This is a genomic window from Aggregatibacter aphrophilus ATCC 33389, assembly GCF_900636915.1.
GTDB lineage: Bacteria > Pseudomonadota > Gammaproteobacteria > Enterobacterales > Pasteurellaceae > Aggregatibacter > Aggregatibacter aphrophilus.
The window spans coordinates 1,275,094-1,291,852 of sequence record NZ_LR134327.1; the positions used below are offsets into that span (position 1 = coordinate 1,275,094).

General features: G+C 43.2%; 19 protein-coding genes and 1 pseudogene. 12 read left to right on the forward strand and 8 right to left on the reverse strand.

The genetic code is table 11. From position 1 onward, the window contains the following. Positions 1–135 precede the first annotated feature (135 nt). Both EL144_RS06250 and EL144_RS06255 read left to right on the forward strand, forming a co-directional pair. Positions 136–762, forward strand: a complete 627-nt coding sequence (locus EL144_RS06250; RefSeq protein WP_005702517.1) for a YkgB family protein — start codon at positions 136–138, stop codon at positions 760–762. 70 nt (positions 763–832) lie between these two features. Next, complete coding sequence (locus EL144_RS06255; protein ID WP_005704670.1) at positions 833–1,714, forward strand: AraC family transcriptional regulator; 882 nt, start codon at positions 833–835, stop codon at positions 1,712–1,714. A gap of 20 nt (positions 1,715–1,734) precedes the next feature. On the opposite strand, the gene nudE is transcribed toward EL144_RS06255, so the two are convergent. Continuing rightward, the gene (nudE, locus tag EL144_RS06260; protein WP_005702513.1) at positions 1,735–2,286 is read right to left on the reverse strand and encodes an ADP compounds hydrolase NudE; all 552 of its coding nucleotides are present in this window, start codon (positions 2,284–2,286) and stop codon (positions 1,735–1,737) included. A 79-nt stretch (positions 2,287–2,365) separates the two neighbouring features. On the opposite strand from nudE, the gene yrfG reads away from it, so the two are divergent. From yrfG to hemB, 10 genes are all read left to right on the forward strand, one after another. Further along, entirely contained in the window at positions 2,366–3,025 is a 660-nt protein-coding gene (yrfG, locus tag EL144_RS06265) for a GMP/IMP nucleotidase (RefSeq protein WP_005704669.1), read from the forward strand. 13 nt (positions 3,026–3,038) lie between these two features. Further along, a complete protein-coding gene (hslR, locus tag EL144_RS06270) occupies positions 3,039–3,452 on the forward strand; it encodes a ribosome-associated heat shock protein Hsp15 (RefSeq protein ID WP_005704667.1) in 414 nt (137 codons plus the stop codon). A 68-nt stretch (positions 3,453–3,520) separates the two neighbouring features. Continuing rightward, positions 3,521–4,393 (forward strand): Hsp33 family molecular chaperone HslO, encoded by an 873-nt coding sequence (gene hslO, locus EL144_RS06275; RefSeq protein ID WP_005704666.1) that lies wholly within the window; start codon positions 3,521–3,523, stop codon positions 4,391–4,393. Positions 4,394–4,697: 304 nt separating this feature from the next. After that, positions 4,698–5,516, forward strand: a complete 819-nt coding sequence (gene ubiE, locus EL144_RS06280) for a bifunctional demethylmenaquinone methyltransferase/2-methoxy-6-polyprenyl-1,4-benzoquinol methylase UbiE (RefSeq protein WP_032995357.1) — start codon at positions 4,698–4,700, stop codon at positions 5,514–5,516. Between the two features lie 9 nt (positions 5,517–5,525). Beyond that, a complete protein-coding gene (locus EL144_RS06285; RefSeq protein ID WP_005704663.1) occupies positions 5,526–6,167 on the forward strand; it encodes a ubiquinone biosynthesis accessory factor UbiJ in 642 nt (213 codons plus the stop codon). Then, positions 6,164–7,801 (forward strand): ubiquinone biosynthesis regulatory protein kinase UbiB, encoded by a 1,638-nt coding sequence (gene ubiB, locus EL144_RS06290; RefSeq protein ID WP_005704662.1) that lies wholly within the window; start codon positions 6,164–6,166, stop codon positions 7,799–7,801. The genes EL144_RS06285 and ubiB overlap by 4 nt, the downstream gene beginning before the upstream one ends. Positions 7,802–7,946: 145 nt before the next feature. After that, the gene (gene tatA, locus EL144_RS06295) at positions 7,947–8,177 is read left to right on the forward strand and encodes a Sec-independent protein translocase subunit TatA (RefSeq protein ID WP_005702504.1); all 231 of its coding nucleotides are present in this window, start codon (positions 7,947–7,949) and stop codon (positions 8,175–8,177) included. A 3-nt stretch (positions 8,178–8,180) separates the two neighbouring features. Beyond that, a complete protein-coding gene (tatB, locus tag EL144_RS06300) occupies positions 8,181–8,834 on the forward strand; it encodes a Sec-independent protein translocase protein TatB (protein WP_032995348.1) in 654 nt (217 codons plus the stop codon). Between the two features lie 26 nt (positions 8,835–8,860). Continuing rightward, positions 8,861–9,628 carry a Sec-independent protein translocase subunit TatC gene (gene tatC / locus EL144_RS06305; RefSeq protein ID WP_005704659.1) on the forward strand — a complete coding sequence of 256 codons (768 nt, stop codon included), beginning with the start codon at positions 8,861–8,863 and terminating at the stop codon, positions 9,626–9,628. 18 nt (positions 9,629–9,646) lie between these two features. Continuing rightward, on the forward strand, positions 9,647–10,669 hold the full coding sequence (gene hemB / locus EL144_RS06310; RefSeq protein ID WP_005704658.1) for a porphobilinogen synthase: 1,023 nt from the start codon (positions 9,647–9,649) through the stop codon (positions 10,667–10,669). 111 nt (positions 10,670–10,780) lie between these two features. On the opposite strand, the gene glyS is transcribed toward hemB, so the two are convergent. The 7 genes and pseudogenes from glyS to EL144_RS06340 form a co-directional block, all read right to left on the reverse strand. Then, on the reverse strand, positions 10,781–12,847 hold the full coding sequence (gene glyS / locus EL144_RS06315) for a glycine--tRNA ligase subunit beta (RefSeq protein WP_005704657.1): 2,067 nt from the start codon (positions 12,845–12,847) through the stop codon (positions 10,781–10,783). Positions 12,848–12,927: 80 nt separating this feature from the next. Beyond that, complete coding sequence (locus tag EL144_RS11570; RefSeq protein ID WP_005704656.1) at positions 12,928–13,329, reverse strand: hypothetical protein; 402 nt, start codon at positions 13,327–13,329, stop codon at positions 12,928–12,930. Then, a complete protein-coding gene (locus EL144_RS11575) occupies positions 13,310–13,630 on the reverse strand; it encodes a hypothetical protein (protein WP_032995347.1) in 321 nt (106 codons plus the stop codon). Before EL144_RS11575 ends, EL144_RS11570 begins: the two co-directional genes overlap by 20 nt. A 66-nt stretch (positions 13,631–13,696) precedes the next feature. Continuing rightward, positions 13,697–14,953: a histidine-type phosphatase gene (locus EL144_RS06325; RefSeq protein ID WP_032995356.1), complete on the reverse strand. Its 1,257-nt coding sequence runs from the start codon at positions 14,951–14,953 to the stop codon at positions 13,697–13,699. A gap of 6 nt (positions 14,954–14,959) precedes the next feature. Beyond that, positions 14,960–15,213: pseudogene (locus EL144_RS06330) on the reverse strand (hypothetical protein); the annotation flags it as partial. A gap of 58 nt (positions 15,214–15,271) precedes the next feature. Further along, positions 15,272–16,180, reverse strand: coding sequence for a glycine--tRNA ligase subunit alpha (gene glyQ / locus EL144_RS06335; protein ID WP_032995346.1), 909 nt, complete (start codon positions 16,178–16,180; stop codon positions 15,272–15,274). Between the two features lie 141 nt (positions 16,181–16,321). After that, positions 16,322–16,687, reverse strand: a complete 366-nt coding sequence (locus EL144_RS06340) for a winged helix-turn-helix transcriptional regulator (protein WP_032995344.1) — start codon at positions 16,685–16,687, stop codon at positions 16,322–16,324. Between the last annotated feature and the right edge of the window lie 72 nt (positions 16,688–16,759).

Below are 16,759 nucleotides of genomic sequence, written 5' to 3' on the forward strand. Positions count from 1 at the left end.
AAGGAATCTTGGAGCATATCAATTTATTTATCTTAAATATACGATATAGTTCATCAAACCTAATTCTACTTAGGTAAATTAACCGCTAAAGGTTTCGTATCATCCAATTAATTATGAGTTTCCGTGAGGCTAAGAATGAACGCATTCATTGAATTACTTGCTAAAATTGTTGCACCGATGCAACGCCAATTTATTAATTTTGTACGCATTGCCATTTGTATCGTAATGGTCTGGATTGGGGGCTTAAAAGTCTGTCAATATGAAGCTGACGGCATTGCGCATTTTGTATCTAATAGTCCGTTTTTAAGTTTCTTGTACAAAAACGGATCGAATTTAGTACAAAATGACAAAGGCGAGCTGGTGAAAGAATATACCCTTTATAAAAATCCGGAGGGTAAAATGGTGGCGAAAAATATTGAATGGCATAAAGCGAACGGCACTTACACAGCCTCTTATATTATCGGTGCAATGATTGTAACCATCGGCTTATTAACCTTAGCCGGCATCTGGTCACCTACATTGGGGCTGTTTGGCGGTTTGCTCACGTTCGGTATGTCCATCGTCACCTTGTCGTTCCTGATTTTCACACCGGAAACCTGGGTGCCTAATTTGGGCGGTGATTTACCAACGCCGAATTATGGTTTCCCTTATTTATCTGCGGCAGGGCGGCTGGTTATTAAAGATATCATCATGATGGCAGGAGGATTGGTTGCTGCGGCTGAATGTGCTAATCGATGGTTAAAGGAGAAAAAATCCGTCTAATTAAAAAACCGATATGAAGCTTACCACGCTGTGATAGGCTTCTTCGTTTAATCAGGGCAAACATTGAAATATGGACTATTTAGATCAGCTAATTCGATTATCGGGAATTGAAGGAGAAATCAATATCCTCTGCCGTTTCTGGGGAGACTGGCTGGTTCATCACAAGCAGGAACCCAATTTAATCGGTAAATTTCACATTGTGTCACGTGGTGAATGTCAAATTCGGCTGAAAAATCAAACCTGCCACCTCAAACCAGGCGATGTGATCTTCCTGCCTTATGGTGAGGAACATAGCCTTCATCACGGCGAGGAAACAGAAAGCCTGATTACCGAAACCACACAGGGCGCATTCACATTGCATCGTAACAGCACAAGCGAATCCGATGATTTTGAAATGTTCTGCGGTTATTTCCGTTATCTCAATCTTGCCCAAAACCTGCTTTTTAACTTGCCCCATTGGTATCTTTCCAGTAATAACGCCGCCATCATGGCACTACTGGAATTACTGCGTAAAGAAACCGAAGAAAATTTGGGCAACAAAGTGGTTGTTAATGCGCTATGCAATATTCTCTTTACTTACTTGATCAGAGATTATCTGCAACATCATCAAGTCAATAAAGGCATTCTTGGCGCCTTACAGGATAAACGCTTAAAAAATGCAGTAAATGCCATTGTGGAAGCACCTAAAAAAAGCTGGAGCATGGAAGCTTTAGCGGAAAGTTGTGCTATGTCGCGCGCCAACTTCATCCGCGCATTCAAACAAAAAACCGGGATTCCACCCGGTAAATTTATGAGTATTATAAGAATGAACATTGCCGGCGTATTACTGAAAAACACCCAAAACCCCATTTCCGTCATTGCATCGGAAGTAGGCTACCAATCAGACACCCACTTTACCAAAGTCTTCAAATCGTATTACGGCATTTCCCCGGGGAAATACCGATTAATATAACCGCCGATTTATTTGTTAACTCACGCTTTTCGTTGCAAATAATCTCTGAGGCAATAAAGTGCGGTCAGATTTCTCGCTTCATTAAACGTAGAGTCGGCAAGTAATTCGTCTATTTTCGCTACAGGGAAACGCACTAATTGCAAGGGTTCAGGCTCATCACCCTCCAATTTGCTCAGATAAAAATCCGTGGCAAGTAAAATGTGCATCGGGTTATTCATAAAACTGACAGACGTATTAATAGTACGTAAATGCACCCATTTCCTTGCGCCCAACCCAATTTCTTCCTGCAATTCCCGATTGGCGCTTTGCTCCGGCGTTTCGCCCGCATCCATTCGTCCTTTCACAAAACCCAGTTCATAATTTTCCGTCCCTACGGCATATTCACGTACCAGCAATAAATCGTCACCATCAATGGCAACAACCATCACCGCCGCGTACTTACCGGGACGAAATCGTTCATAAGTACGACACTCACCATTGGCGAATTTCAAATCCACCGATTGAATCTCAAAAATAGTTGATTTTGCTATGGTTTTTATATTTAAAAGCTGCGGTTTTATTAAGTCGCTCATACTACATTCCTGATTTTACAAACATCTAAAATGGCGATACCATACCCCACTATTTGCACAAAGAAAAGGAACGGCACGAATGAATCGAAAAAAATTAAATTGGCAGGCAATTGATACCGTAATTTTGGACTTAGACGGTACGCTAATTGATCTTTATTTCGACCATCGTTTTTGGAAAAACGTGGTGCCACAGGCCTATGCACAAAAATTTAATCTCTCGGTAGAGCAAAGTCGCGAATTGATTCACCATCGTTATCAACAAGTGGAATTCAGTATGCAATGGTATTGCATTGATTTTTGGGAAGAAAGCCTGAATTTACCCTTGCGGGAATTGATGCAACAACAGCGTGAATACATCAAAGTGCGGTCGGATGTTTATCCGTTTTTACAAGCCGCCCGCGAGCGCCGCAAAAAATTGATTCTGCTGACCGACAGTCACCCATTCAGTTTAGAAGAAAAATTAAAACACTGCGATTTAGCACCGCACTTTGACTTGTTGCTTTCCAGCCATCAGTTTAACGCACCGAAAGTGGAGCAATCCCTGTGGCACAGCTTGCAACAATTCTCGCCGTTTGATCCGCAACGCACCTTATTTATTGACGATACGGAACCCGTGTTGGATAGCGCTAAACAATTCGGCATCGCTTATACCATCGGCGTGGAAAACCCCGACAGCACGTTATCAGATAAAACCTTCGCCCGTCATTGCTCGGTAAAAAACTACCGCACTTTGATTTAACGGAACGGCACACATGGCAAAACATCAACCCACTGAAGAAAAAGACCCGGTTCGTCTGGACAAATGGCTTTGGGCGGCGCGTTTTTACAAAACCCGTACGCTCGCTAAAGAGATGATTGACGGCGGTAAAGTGCATTACAACGGGCAACGTACCAAACTGAACAAAATAGTGGAAGTAGGTGCCACCCTCAAATTACGTCAAGGCAACGAAGAAAAAGAAGTGGTGATTTTAGCCTTATCCGCCCAACGTCGTAGTGCACCGGAAGCCCAGTTGCTTTATCGCGAAACGGAACAAAGCCTTACCAATCGTGAAAAACTTGCAATGGCACGTAAAATGAACGCCCTTTCGATGCCACATCCCGATCGTCGCCCCGATAAAAAAGAACGTCGCGATTTACTCAAATTTAAACATCAACAGCAAGATTAACCGCACGCCTTGTAATGGCCGCAAACGCCCTTATATTTGAGCGAACAGTATTTATTAGGAACAACACAATGACAAATTACACACAAGACAATGACCAACTTTATCGTTATCTCTTTAAAGATCGCGCCGTGCGCGGTGAATGGGTTCGCCTAAATCAAACCTTCAACGACACGTTAAACACCCATCATTATCCACAAGCCGTACGCAATTTATTGGGCGAAATGATGGTCGCCACCAGCCTACTCACTGCCACCTTAAAATTTAACGGCAACATTACCGTGCAAATTCAAGGCGATGGCCCGTTAAAACTGGCTCTCGTTAACGGCGACGACCAACAACGCCTACGCGCCCTTGCCCGCCTGCAAGGTGATATCCAAGACGGCATGAGCCTACATGAAATGATCGGCAAAGGTGTTTTAGTCATAACCATCGCCCCGCAAGAAGGCGAGCGTTATCAAGGGGTTGTGCCTTTAGATAAACCGACCATTACCGAATGTTTGGAAGACTATTTCATTCGCTCCGAACAACTACAAACCCAGCTCATCATTCGCACCGGCGAATACCAAGGCCAACCGGTAGCGGCAGGCATGCTATTACAAATTGTACCGGATGGTTCCGGCTCACCGGAAGATTTTGAGCATTTGGCAACTTTAACCGCCACGATCAAAGACGAAGAAATTTTTGGCTTAACCGCCGAAGAACTGCTTTATCGCTTATACCACGAAGAAATCGTCGAACTCTTCCCGGCGCAGGCAGTCCATTTCTATTGCGGTTGCTCCCAAGACCGTTCCGGCGCAGCGTTATTGCTCATTTCCGATGAAGAAATCGAGCAAATCCTCGCCGAACACAATGGCAGCATCGATATGCAATGCGAACGCTGCGGCACTCATTATTTCTTCAATAAAGAAGCGATTGAGAAGTTGAAGCAGTCAAAGGAATAATCCAAAAATACCATAGGGACAGGCTTTATACCTGTCCTATTCATATCCCCGGATTCTCGGACAGACATAACGTCAGTCTCTACAACGAAATTCCCCACTCTCGCAAACATCATGAGCGCAACGCTAAACAAAAAGTGCGGTCACAAAATCTGAAGAATTTTGAAAGTCGGCTTTGCCAACAGCACTAAAGACGCCAATAAATCCAATGAATTTTTAACATTCCCATTATTTGCCCAAATTCCCCAAGAAAGCTTGCGCTTTTTTTGCTATGCTAGAGCTTATTTTTAACTTGCCCGAGCCGACCATGACCGAACACATCTCCGATTCACAACCTTCAGAAAAACACGCTGAAAATCAACCGCACTTTAACCCAGCCGATCAGCAGGAAACGACCCACTTCGGGTTCAAAACCGTGGCGAAAGAAGAAAAGCAAAAACTGGTGGCGAATGTGTTTCATTCGGTGGCCGACAAATACGATTTAATGAATGACTTGCTTTCTTTCGGCATTCATCGCCTGTGGAAACGCTTTACGATTGATTGCAGCGGTGTGCGCAAAGGACAAAAAGTATTGGATTTGGCAGGTGGCACAGGGGATTTTACAGCGAAATTTTCCCGTTTAGTGGGCCAAAGCGGTGAAGTGGTGTTGGCAGACATTAACGACTCCATGTTGCAGGTAGAGCGCGAGAAATTGCGCAATCTCGGTGTGGTAGATAATGTGAATTATGTGCAAGCCAATGCGGAAGCTCTGCCGTTTCCCGACAATACTTTCGATTGTGTCATTATCAGCTTTGGCTTACGCAATGTGACGGATAAAGACAAAGCCCTGCGCTCCATGTATCGCGTATTAAAACCGGGCGGTCGCTTGTTAGTTTTGGAATTTTCCAAGCCGATTTTAGACCCGCTCAGCAAAGCCTACAATTTTTACTCTTTCAATATTCTGCCGAAAATCGGTGAAATGGTAGTGAATGACGGCGAAAGTTATCGCTATTTAGCAGAATCTATTCGTATGCATCCCGCACAAGAACCGCTAAAAGAGATGATGCTTCAAGCAGGCTTTGAGGAAGTCAGTTATTACAACCTCACCGCCGGCATTGTGGCGTTACATCGCGGTTATAAATTCTAAGGAAAAGCTATGAATTTAGACATTGCGACACTAAAACAACAATTGATGTTGCCCCAATTACTCAATAGCGGTTTAGAGTCGGTGCTAAATTATCTCATCGGTCGAACCGCCTATTGCGCACCATATTTACGCAAACTGGCAGGCAAAAGTTTACAAGTTAACGTAAAAAACATGGATATTACGCTGTTCTTTCTATTTTCGGAAAGCCGTGTCGATATATTACAGCAATACGAAACTACGCCCGATTGCGCCGTTACCGTCAGTTTGAAGTTGTTATTTACGCCATTAAAAAAATCGCAAATCAGCCAATGGATTAATGATAAATCTATCGTCTTGGAAGGCGATTTGCAGGTGTTGCAGGATTTTGCCACGTTGGTGGAGTTTTTGGAAAAAGATCCTGCCGAACTGTTATCTCCTTATGTGGGCGACATTGCGGCGCAAAGTGCGGTCAATTTTTTACGCAAAATTACCGCTATCGGTCGGCAGAAATTGAGCCAAAGCCAACGTTATTGGGGCGAACGCCTAACAGAAGAATGGCAACTGATTTCTCCCGCCTTAGCCCTTGCGGACTTTGCCGATGAAGTAAAAATGTTGGAAAAACAGACCGCACTTTTAGAACAAAAAATAAATCAATTAACGGAATCCAAATGAATTTGGCAAATCTGAAACGGCTGTACAAAATTATTCATACCTTTCTCGTCTATGGTCTTGACGAGGTGTTGCCACATAATGGTTACATCCGCCCGTTGCGCTGTTGGCGTAAAACGCTATTTTGGCTACGCAATAAACACAAGGGGCTTGCCTTTGGTGTACGTTTGCGTTTGGCTCTGCAGGAACTTGGGCCGGTGTGGATTAAGCTGGGGCAGATGCTCTCCACCCGACGGGATTTGTTCCCGCCGGAAATCGCAGATGAACTGGCACTATTGCAAGATCAGGTAGATCCCTTTGACGGCAAACTGGCACGCGCCGAAATTGAACGGGCATTAGGCGGTCAATTAGAAACTTGGTTTGATGACTTTGACGAGAACGCCCTGGCATCCGCCTCTATTGCCCAAGTACACACGGCAAAATTCAATGCTTCACAGCCGTTAGCGGGGCAAGAAGTGGTGTTGAAGGTTATTCGTCCGAATATTCAACAGGTGATTGATGCGGATTTGGCGCTGATGTATCGCCTTGCCGGTTGGATTCCCCGTTTATCGGCGGAAGGTCACCGCCTGCGCCCGGTAGAAGTGGTACGTGAATACGAAAAAACCTTACGGGACGAATTGGATTTGCGCCGTGAAATGGCTAACGCTATACAGTTACGCGCCAATTTTGAAAACAGCCCGATGTTATACGTTCCGCAAATGTATTCGGATTTTTGCCATAAAAATGTCATTGTTATGGAACGCATTTACGGCATTCCGGTGTCTGATGTTGCCACCTTGGAACAAAACGGCACGAATATGAAATTGTTGGCGGAGCGTGGCGTGCAGGTGTTTTTCACACAGGTGTTTCGTGACAGTTTTTTCCATGCCGACATGCATCCCGGCAATATTTTTGTCAATCCGCAACACCCTGAAGATCCGCAATACATCGGCATCGACTGCGGCATTGTGGGACGCATGAACGATCACGATAAACGCTATTTGGCGGAAAGTTTCGTGGCGTTTTTTAACCGCGATTATCGCCGCGTGGCGCAAATGCACGTGGAATCCGGTTGGACGCCCGCCGACACTAATATTGACGAATTTGAACAGGCATTCCGCGAAGTATGCGAACCGATTTTCGCCAAACCCCTGTCGGAAATTTCTTTCGGTCATGTGCTGTTAAATCTCTTTAACGTGGCACGCGAATTTAATATGCAGGTGCAACCTCAATTAGTGTTGTTGCAAAAAACGCTGCTCTATATTGAAGGGTTAGGGCGTCAACTTTATCCGCAGCTGGATTTATGGGACACCGCGAAGCCATTCTTACAAAATTGGTTGGATGAACAAATGGGTGTGAAAGCCGTATTGAAAACCGTCAAACAAAAACTGCCTTACTGGCGTGAGCATTTTGCCGAATTACCGGAAAATGTTATGGATGCGTTGCAACAACAACGGGTTATTGCACATCAGCTGATTGAATTAAATCGTAAAATACAGAAAAAACAGCATACCGTAAGCAAATACTACGCTCTGTTGATTGGCGCATTGGTTTTCATTTCCACCCTGTTGCAATTTCAGCAATTGCCGGGGTGGTTAAGTGCGGTGTTTTTTACGCTCAGTTTTATCATTTGGTTGTTGGGTCTATTGGTGCGTTAACGCGTGTCGCCACAGGCTTCGACACAATACGAACTAAATCAATAAATCCAAAAATAATCAGGCTTAGCTATTGTTCAACGAGGGCAAAACGGGTATAGTCAGACACGTTTTTAACTTACAAATTTCATCTATTAACGAGGTTTTTATGGGCGGTATTAGCATTTGGCAATTAGCGATTTTAGTCTTAATCATTGTATTGCTATTCGGTACGAAAAAATTACGTACTTTAGGCACAGATTTAGGCGAATCGGTAAAAGGCTTCAAAAAAGCAATGAACGAAGAAAATAAAGCGGAAGATGCGGGTTTTAATCAAGTAGAACAAAAACAAAACGCGCAGCCGGAACAACAAAAAAACAAAGACAAAGAACAGGCTTAATTCGTGTTTGATATTGGTTTTTCCGAAATTCTATTAGTTTGCATTGTGGGCTTAGTGGTACTAGGCCCACAACGTTTACCGGTGGCAATTCGCACTGTAATGTCTTGGGTGCGCACCATTCGTGGTTTGGCTGCGAATGTACAAAACGAGTTGAAACAAGAATTAAAATTGCAGGAATTACAAGAAAGCATTAAAAAAGCGGAAACTTTAAATCTCAAAGCCCTGTCGCCGGAATTAGGCAAAACGGTTGAAGAGTTGAAAGCCTCCGCCGATAAATTACGTGCTGATCTAGAACAAAAGGCGAGCGACAGCAACACCACCTTGCAAGATCAAATCAAGCAAATGAAAAGTGCGGTGGAAAATCCTGATGAAAACAACGACATCCATCCCGGCTCAAATGACCACAACCCGATGGCCAACTACGACATTCTCGATGTCGAAGATTTTTCCGAGCAAAACACGGAAGCTTTGGCTGTCGCAGAAATGTCGCGTAATTCGACCGCACTTTCCCCGGCAGAACAAGCGGAGCAAGAAGAAATCGAGCTGGATGAAAAACTGGCTTATTACATCAATCAATACGATCCGGATAATCCTTTGCCGGCCAATTCAGAAGATGCCCATTCGGAGAAAACCGAACAATCCTCAAATAAAAGCTAGGGCGCAACCCTCAATTAGGACAATTTATGACCAGCGTTGACGACACTCAACCCCTCATCACTCATCTGGTAGAACTGCGCAACCGTTTATTACGCAGCATTATTTTCGTTGCCGTGATATTTGTGGCGCTCGTTTACTTTTCTAATGAAATTTATAACTTTGTGGCAGCCCCTTTAACGGCTAACCTACCGAACGGTTCCAGCATGATTGCCACCAACATCGCCACGCCGTTTTTCACCCCAATCAAACTGACCGGCGTTGTCGCGATTTTTATTTCCGTACCTTATTTGCTCTACCAAATCTGGGCGTTTGTAGCACCGGCGTTATATCAACATGAAAAACGCCTGATTTATCCGCTGTTATTTTCCAGCACACTGTTGTTTTATTTAGGCGTGGCCTTTGCTTACTATGTGGTATTCCCACTAGTGTTTGGCTTTTTAACCAAAACTGCACCGGAAGGCGTGGCTATCGCCACCGACATCAGTAGCTACTTAGATTTTGTTCTCACCCTTTTCTTGGCTTTTGGTATCTGCTTTGAAGTGCCTGTCGCCATCATTCTGCTGTGCTGGACAGGTGTCACTACGCCGGAAGATTTAAAAGCCAAACGCCCTTATATTATTGTGGGTGCATTCTTTATCGGCATGCTTTTAACCCCGCCGGATGTGTTCTCACAAACCCTGCTTGCCATTCCAATGTGTTTGTTATTTGAAGTAGGTGTCTTCTGCGCACGTTTTTACCGTCCGCGTGAAGAAAATGAAACCGCTCAAAAAGAAAACAACACATCTAATCACTAATTCAATTCGGGAGATAATATGACACAACAAATTTTTACCGGTTTTCCAACCCGTCGTTTACGCCGTATGCGTAAACAGGATTTTAGTCGCCGCTTGATGGCGGAACATAAACTGACTGTTGATGATCTGATTTATCCCGTATTTATTATTGAAGGTGAAAATCATCGTGAAGCCGTGCCTTCCATGCCAAACGTAGAACGTTTAACCATCGATCAACTGTTAATTGAAGCAGGTTTATTGGTGAAATACGGCGTGCCGGTGATTGCGCTGTTTCCTGTGGTAGAACAGGCGAAAAAATCCTTAATGGCGGAAGAAGCCTATAACCCGAACGGCTTGGTGCAACGCGCAGTGAAAGCGCTTAAAGCCGCCTATCCTGACCTTGGCGTGTTAACCGATGTGGCGCTTGACCCTTACACCCTACACGGACAAGACGGCATTATCGACGAAGAGGGCTACGTGCTGAACGACATCACCACCGACGTATTAATCAAACAAGCCCTTTCCCACGCAGAAGCCGGCGCAGATGTGGTCGCGCCAAGCGACATGATGGACGGCCGCATCGGCAGAATCCGCAACGCCTTGGAAGAAAAAGGCTTTATTAACACCCTCATCATGGCTTACTCCGCTAAATATGCCTCCAACTATTACGGCCCGTTCCGTGACGCTGTGGGCTCTTCCGGCAACTTAAAAGGCGGTGATAAAAAGACCTATCAATTAGATCCGGCTAACAGCGACGAAGGCTTACAAGAAGTAGCATTAGACTTGGAAGAAGGCGCCGATATGGTGATGGTGAAACCGGGTATGCCATATTTAGATTTAGTCTATCGCGTAAAACAACAATTCGGCATACCAACCTTTGCCTACCAAGTGTCCGGTGAATACGCCATGCATATGGCCGCCATTCAAAACGGCTGGTTGAAAGAAAAAGAATGTATCATGGAATCTTTACTTTGCTTCAAACGTGCCGGCGCTGACGGTATTTTGACTTACTTCGCCAAACAAGTGGCAGAGTGGTTGTATTTGGAAGGAAGGAAAGAATAAATAATTTCCAGATAGAAGATCTAAAGAAAAAGCCGAATAATCCTATTCGGCTTTTTTTATACGGAAAGTGCGGTGGAAAAACACATGATTTTGTGACCGCACTTTTATCTTTTATTGCAACAACGAAATATCCGCCACCTGTAAGAATAACCCTTGCAACGTGTTCAAAATGGCTAGGCGGTTTTGACGCAATTTGGCATCCTCCGCATTCACCATCACATTATCAAAGAAGTTATCCACCGGTTGACGCAAGCCGGCGAGTTTATCCAACACCGCGGTGTATTCGCCTTGTGCGATTAATGGCTGAACTTCTTTCGCCAGACTTAACACGCTTTGCGCAAGCACTTGTTCTGCCGGTTCAACGCATAACGCCACATCAATTGTGCCAATGTCGTCTTCCGCTTTCGCCAAAATATTCGCCACACGTTTATTGGCGGCTGCCAAGGCCTCCGCAGAATCAAGTGTACGGAAGTGTGAAACCGCACGCACGCGCGCATCAAAATCAGCAGGACGAGTTGGTCGACGCGCCAATACCGCTTGAATCACATCCACCGCAATGCCTTCATCTTGATACCATGCACGGAAACGACCGAGCATGAAGTCCACCACATCGGCGACCACGTTTTGATTAGTGAGTTTATCGCCGAAAAGTGCGGTGGATTTTTTCACTAAATCTTCTAAATCCAGTGGTAAGTTTTTCTCAACGATAATACGTAATGCGCCTAACGCTGCGCGGCGTAATGCAAATGGGTCGGCACTGCCTTTCGGTGCTTGTCCGATACCGAAAATACCTGTTAAGGTGTCAAATTTATCCGCTAAAGCAACCGCACTTGCCACTAGAGATTTTGGTAATTCATCGCCGGCAAAGCGTGGCATATATTGTTCATTTAACGCCACCGCAACTTCTTCGTCCTCACCGTCATGACGGGCATAGTGCATCCCCATCACGCCTTGGGTGTCAGTGAATTCAAATACCATGTTGGTCATCAAGTCACATTTTGACAGTAAGCCGGCGCGTTTTGCTTTCGCTTCGTCTGCGCCGATTTGTTTTGCAATTTCGCCTGCTAGTTGCTCAATGCGGTCAGTTTTGTCTTTCAATGTACCCAGTTGTTGTTGGAATAACACGGTTTCTAAGCGTGGTAAACGATCAACCAGTTTTTGTTTTAAGTCGGTTTTGAAGAAGAATTCCGCATCGGTTAAACGTGGGCGAACCACTTTTTCGTTACCTTCGATAATCGCGGTTGGATCTTCCGGGTTGATGTTCGATACGAAAATAAAGTGCGGTAATAATTTGCCATTTTTATCATAAATTGGGAAATATTTTTGGTCGCCTTTCATGGTGTAAACCAAGGCTTCCGCAGGCACGGCTAAGAAACGTTCTTCGAATTTTGCCGCTAATACGTTTGGATATTCCACCAATGAAGTCACTTCTTCAAGTAAGCTTTCTTCAATATCCGCTACGCCGCCAAGTACGGTCGCTTTTGCTTGAGATTTTGCAAGAATTTCTGCTTTACGCTCGTTGAAATCGGCTACCACAGAACCTTTTTCACGCAATAATTGCGGATATTGGTCTGCATGTTGAATTTCAAATTCTTTCTCGCCTAAGAAACGGTGACCTCGAATGGTGCGTGCGCTTACTACACCTAAGATTTCGCCTTCGATTAACTCATCACCTAACAGCATAGTTACCGTGTGAACCGGACGGATAAATTGCACGGTTTTATCTGCCCAACGCATTGGTTTTGGAATTGGCAATTTTGCTAACGCGTTTGCCACAATGCCGTTAAGCAAGTTTTTAGTCGGCTGACCTTCAATTTTCGCACGGTGAACGAGCCATTCGCCTTTATCAGTCGCAATGCGTTCTGCTTGCTCAACGGTAATCCCACAACCACGCGCCCAGCCTTCTGCCGCTTTCGTTGGTTTGCCTTCTGCATCGAAGGCGGCTGATACTGCCGGCCCGCGTTTTTCGATTTCTTTGCTTGGTTGCTGTGTAGCTAAGTTCAACACTTTCACCGCCAAACGGCGCGGCGCCGCAAACCATTCGATTTTGTCAAAGGTTAAACCCGCTTGGTTTAATTCCGCTTCAACGTTATCCGCAAAAGAGGTTGCTAATGTTTTGAGAGCTTTTGGTGGCAGCTCTTCTGTGCCGATTTCTACTAGGAAGTTTTGGGTTGTCATTTTATTTTCTCTTGTAAGGTGTGCATGATTCCACCACTTAATTTTAAATTTTGTAATGCGTTTACACGCACAACTACGAACTATGATACTTCAGAAAAACCAATCTCTTTAAGTAGCATTTTTCCTAAATGAGTTATATATCTAGAACCTTTTGGTTTTCCTGATGATTTATCATAAATAGGCATATTCGTATTTCTATCTATATTGAATTTAGTTTTTATTAAACCTAATCGTTCTAAGTACTCTTTATAGCTCTCTTGAATAGCAGATTTATCCATCTGCTCTTCTGAAGCACCAATATAATTCCTAGCTAAAGTTAAGGTACTTTGATGTTTACTTCTAAATTCTTCATCACCACCTAGTGTTGGGTATAAATAAAACCTTAACCAAATAATCTCTTCATCATTTAGCTCTGACAATAAATTTAGTAAATAGATAGATTGAGATATTTGTACTTGTTCTTTATTTAATCCATTCGCCACTATAAGAGGCAATATGCTCAAGACGCTTTTCACTAGTAGCTCGAAAAGCGTAGAATAAACCATCTTCAAACAATGCTGTATTAGATAATTTTTCAGCTTCTGAACCTATCAAACATTCTAAATTAGATATTCTTTTTGCTAGTTCTCTAATATAGTTAGTTATTCTGTCTTCACGTGGCTTTCCTACTAATTTTTTAATAATTCCACTCACAACAGAACCACCAGGAAATTCTCCTAAAATAGAATTTGCAACTGAAATTAGTTTATCTGTATTATTTTCATCTAAATCATCATTCTGCATATATTTTTTCTCAACGAAGTTTTTGCGAATTTTATTTTAGATATTTTTCATAGGATTGCATGAAAGTTACTTCTTGCCGTTCTCAATCCCCTCACTCAACACCTGCTGAAAACGTTCATAATCACAGAAACCACTTTCGTCTTTTGTACAAGCCTCAAGCGTTAATGCCGTTTGTTTTGGTGGTGTAGCAAGGCTTAACGGCGTTAGTTTAACGAGTTGCTCAGTACTTTGATACACATAATCCAACTTAAATTTCAATTTGCCACTTGGCTTATGTTTCCACACTTCAAACATCAGTTTTCCGCCAATTGGGATATTTTCCAATGAATCCTCTAATTCATAGGGCGCAACACCCAGTGAGGCCAGCAAAGCAACAACATTGGAATCATGTCCGACTAATAAACTAATTTTATTTTCGCTGTTTAATTGTCGTTGAATAAATTCCAATAATGGATACGAAGCATTTTGTGCTAACGCTTTGTTATTTTTAAATAAAGTACGGTAATATTCATTTTTAATTTCATTAATCGCACGCCATTTTTCTTTGCTATCTACTTTACCGTTAGCAATTTCAGAAGACGGTTTACCAACGTAATATGCAAGCAATAGCGCATTGATAATTTTTTTCGAAGTACTAATTGAGCCGGTAATTTTCACCGATTTACCGTTTCCAATACTGTAATCACCGGTTTTCCCACCTAAATCACATTCACCTTTTTGCAAACAATTTGGCGAGTTTTTGTAATCAATTAGCTCACTTAATAACGCATAATTCGGTGCAAGTTTCTTCTGTAATGCATTTAAATCTACGTTATTTTTTGCAGATTCAATTAAGTCTTTACTTGGGTTATGTGCTTGTATATTGAAAATGGGATCTTTCTCTGAACCAATTTTACCGTGATGTTGTAATTGCACATTACAACCTGCAAAAGCGCCTGCTACAATTGCTTGCCCTGTTGCAATGGTTCGTTGCACACCATTGGCATAAGCAAAAATGCCTTCACCTGATGCACAACGTTCTGTGGTTAATAACCCTTTGTCTGCAAGCCATTGGCCTAAATATTGCCCAAAGTAAATTTCCAATACTGTGCCTTTTGCGGTGAGATAACCTGATGGTACATCCCATTTCGCCCAAGCATACGGGGAATATTTAGCCATTTCTTGCGGATTTTTTTCCACAGGTGAGCGTAGACCGTGTCGGCTAAAAATCAATACTTTCTCTAATTCATAATCTGCATTCGGTGTGTTTTGGCTATTTTCTGTTGCAAATATACTGCTTGCCAGAGTACAACCGAGTAAAAATGTAGTTATTCTTTTCATCATCTTAAAAAAAATCGCTTTTAATTTTGCTTGTTCTAAAATCACATCACCATTTTCTAACAACAAGGCAGAAATCCTAAATAGCCATTCACTTTAACGACATAAAGTGCACTATTGTTATCACGTAAGCGTATAAATTGTTTTAGATTTGATAACGAAGTAAGAATTGCTATTTCTTCATAATCCACGTCTAAACGCACTAACTCTGCCACAAAAGGAACAGTATCTGGGTATTTTTCAGCATAAAAAATTTGTTTGCTCATTTTTCTCTACTAAAGTACAGGGAAATTTAACCGCACTTTTGTAAATTATAGTTACATCTTATCTTTTACAACCTGGGAAGCCTAAGGCTTTACGACTAGCATAATAGGCTTCTGCCACACCTTTAGTAAGCGAGCGAATGCGTAAAATGTAGCGTTGACGCTCAGTAACGGAAATCGCTTTGCGCGCGTCTAACAAGTTAAAGCTGTGTGCCGCTTTTAAGATGCGCTCGTAAGCCGGCAATGGTAACGGACGCTCTAATTCCAATAAGCTTTTCGCTTCTTTTTCATATTGATCGAAACAATGGAATAAGAAATCGGTGTCAGCATATTCAAAGTTGTAGGTGGATTGTTCCACTTCGTTTTGGTGGAATACGTCACCGTAAGTGGTTTTACCCAGCGGGCCATCAGACCAAACTAAGTCATACACGGAATCCACGCCTTGAATGTACATCGCCAAACGCTCTAAACCGTAAGTCACTTCGCCGGTAACCGGTTTACATTCTAAGCCGCCCACTTGTTGGAAATAGGTAAATTGAGTCACTTCCATGCCGTTTAACCACACTTCCCAGCCCAAGCCCCATGCGCCTAAGGTTGGGTTTTCCCAGTTATCTTCCACGAAACGAATGTCGTTTTTGGTCGGGTCAAAACCAAGCATTTCAAGGGAACCTAAATACAATTCTTGAATATTGTCCGGAGAGGGTTTAATCACCACTTGGAATTGGTAGTAATGCTGTAAACGGTTTGGGTTTTCGCCATAGCGACCATCGGTCGGACGGCGTGAAGGTTGTACATAAGCAAACGCCATCGGCTCCGGGCCTAACGCGCGTAACGCGGTCATCGGGTGAGAGGTCCCCGCGCCCACTTCCATATCAAAGGGTTGCACAATGGTACAGCCTTGGTTCGCCCAGTATTCTTGTAAAGCAAGAATCATGCCTTGGAAAGTTTTTCTATTAAATTTTGTCATAATATGTTCTGTCTATTTAGGTGGAGAAAATGTGTGTCATTATACTGAAAACACAAGGCGGGATAAAGGAAAGGCGGAAAAAAGTGCGGTGGAAAAAACACTTAGATTTTTAACCGCACTTTAGGAGTCATCGTGTAGTAAATCCTACGGATTAGCCGCCTGCTTTTTTGCCAAAATCCCGTCAAGATTTGTTTCTAACCAATCCACCAACTCAAACATCTTATTAGAAGCCTCTGCTCCAAATTCTGTTAATGTATAATCCACTTGCGGTGGCACGGTATTATAGGATTTACGGATTAACATGCCATCGGCCTCCAGTTCCTGCAGGGTTTTAGTCAACATACGTTCGCTTACACCATCAATCGCACGGCGAAGTTCACTAAAACGCTTGGTGCCGGAATGCAAACTCACCAACACCAATGCCCCCCAGCGACTGGTTAAATGCTGCAAAATTTGTCGGGAAGGACAGGCAGAAGCCAACACATTGCCACGCTCAACACTTTTTTCCATTTTTATTTCCTTAAAAATCAATAGATTAAAAATTATTTTCAAAAAATTTCAAAACTTACGTTTATGTAAGTA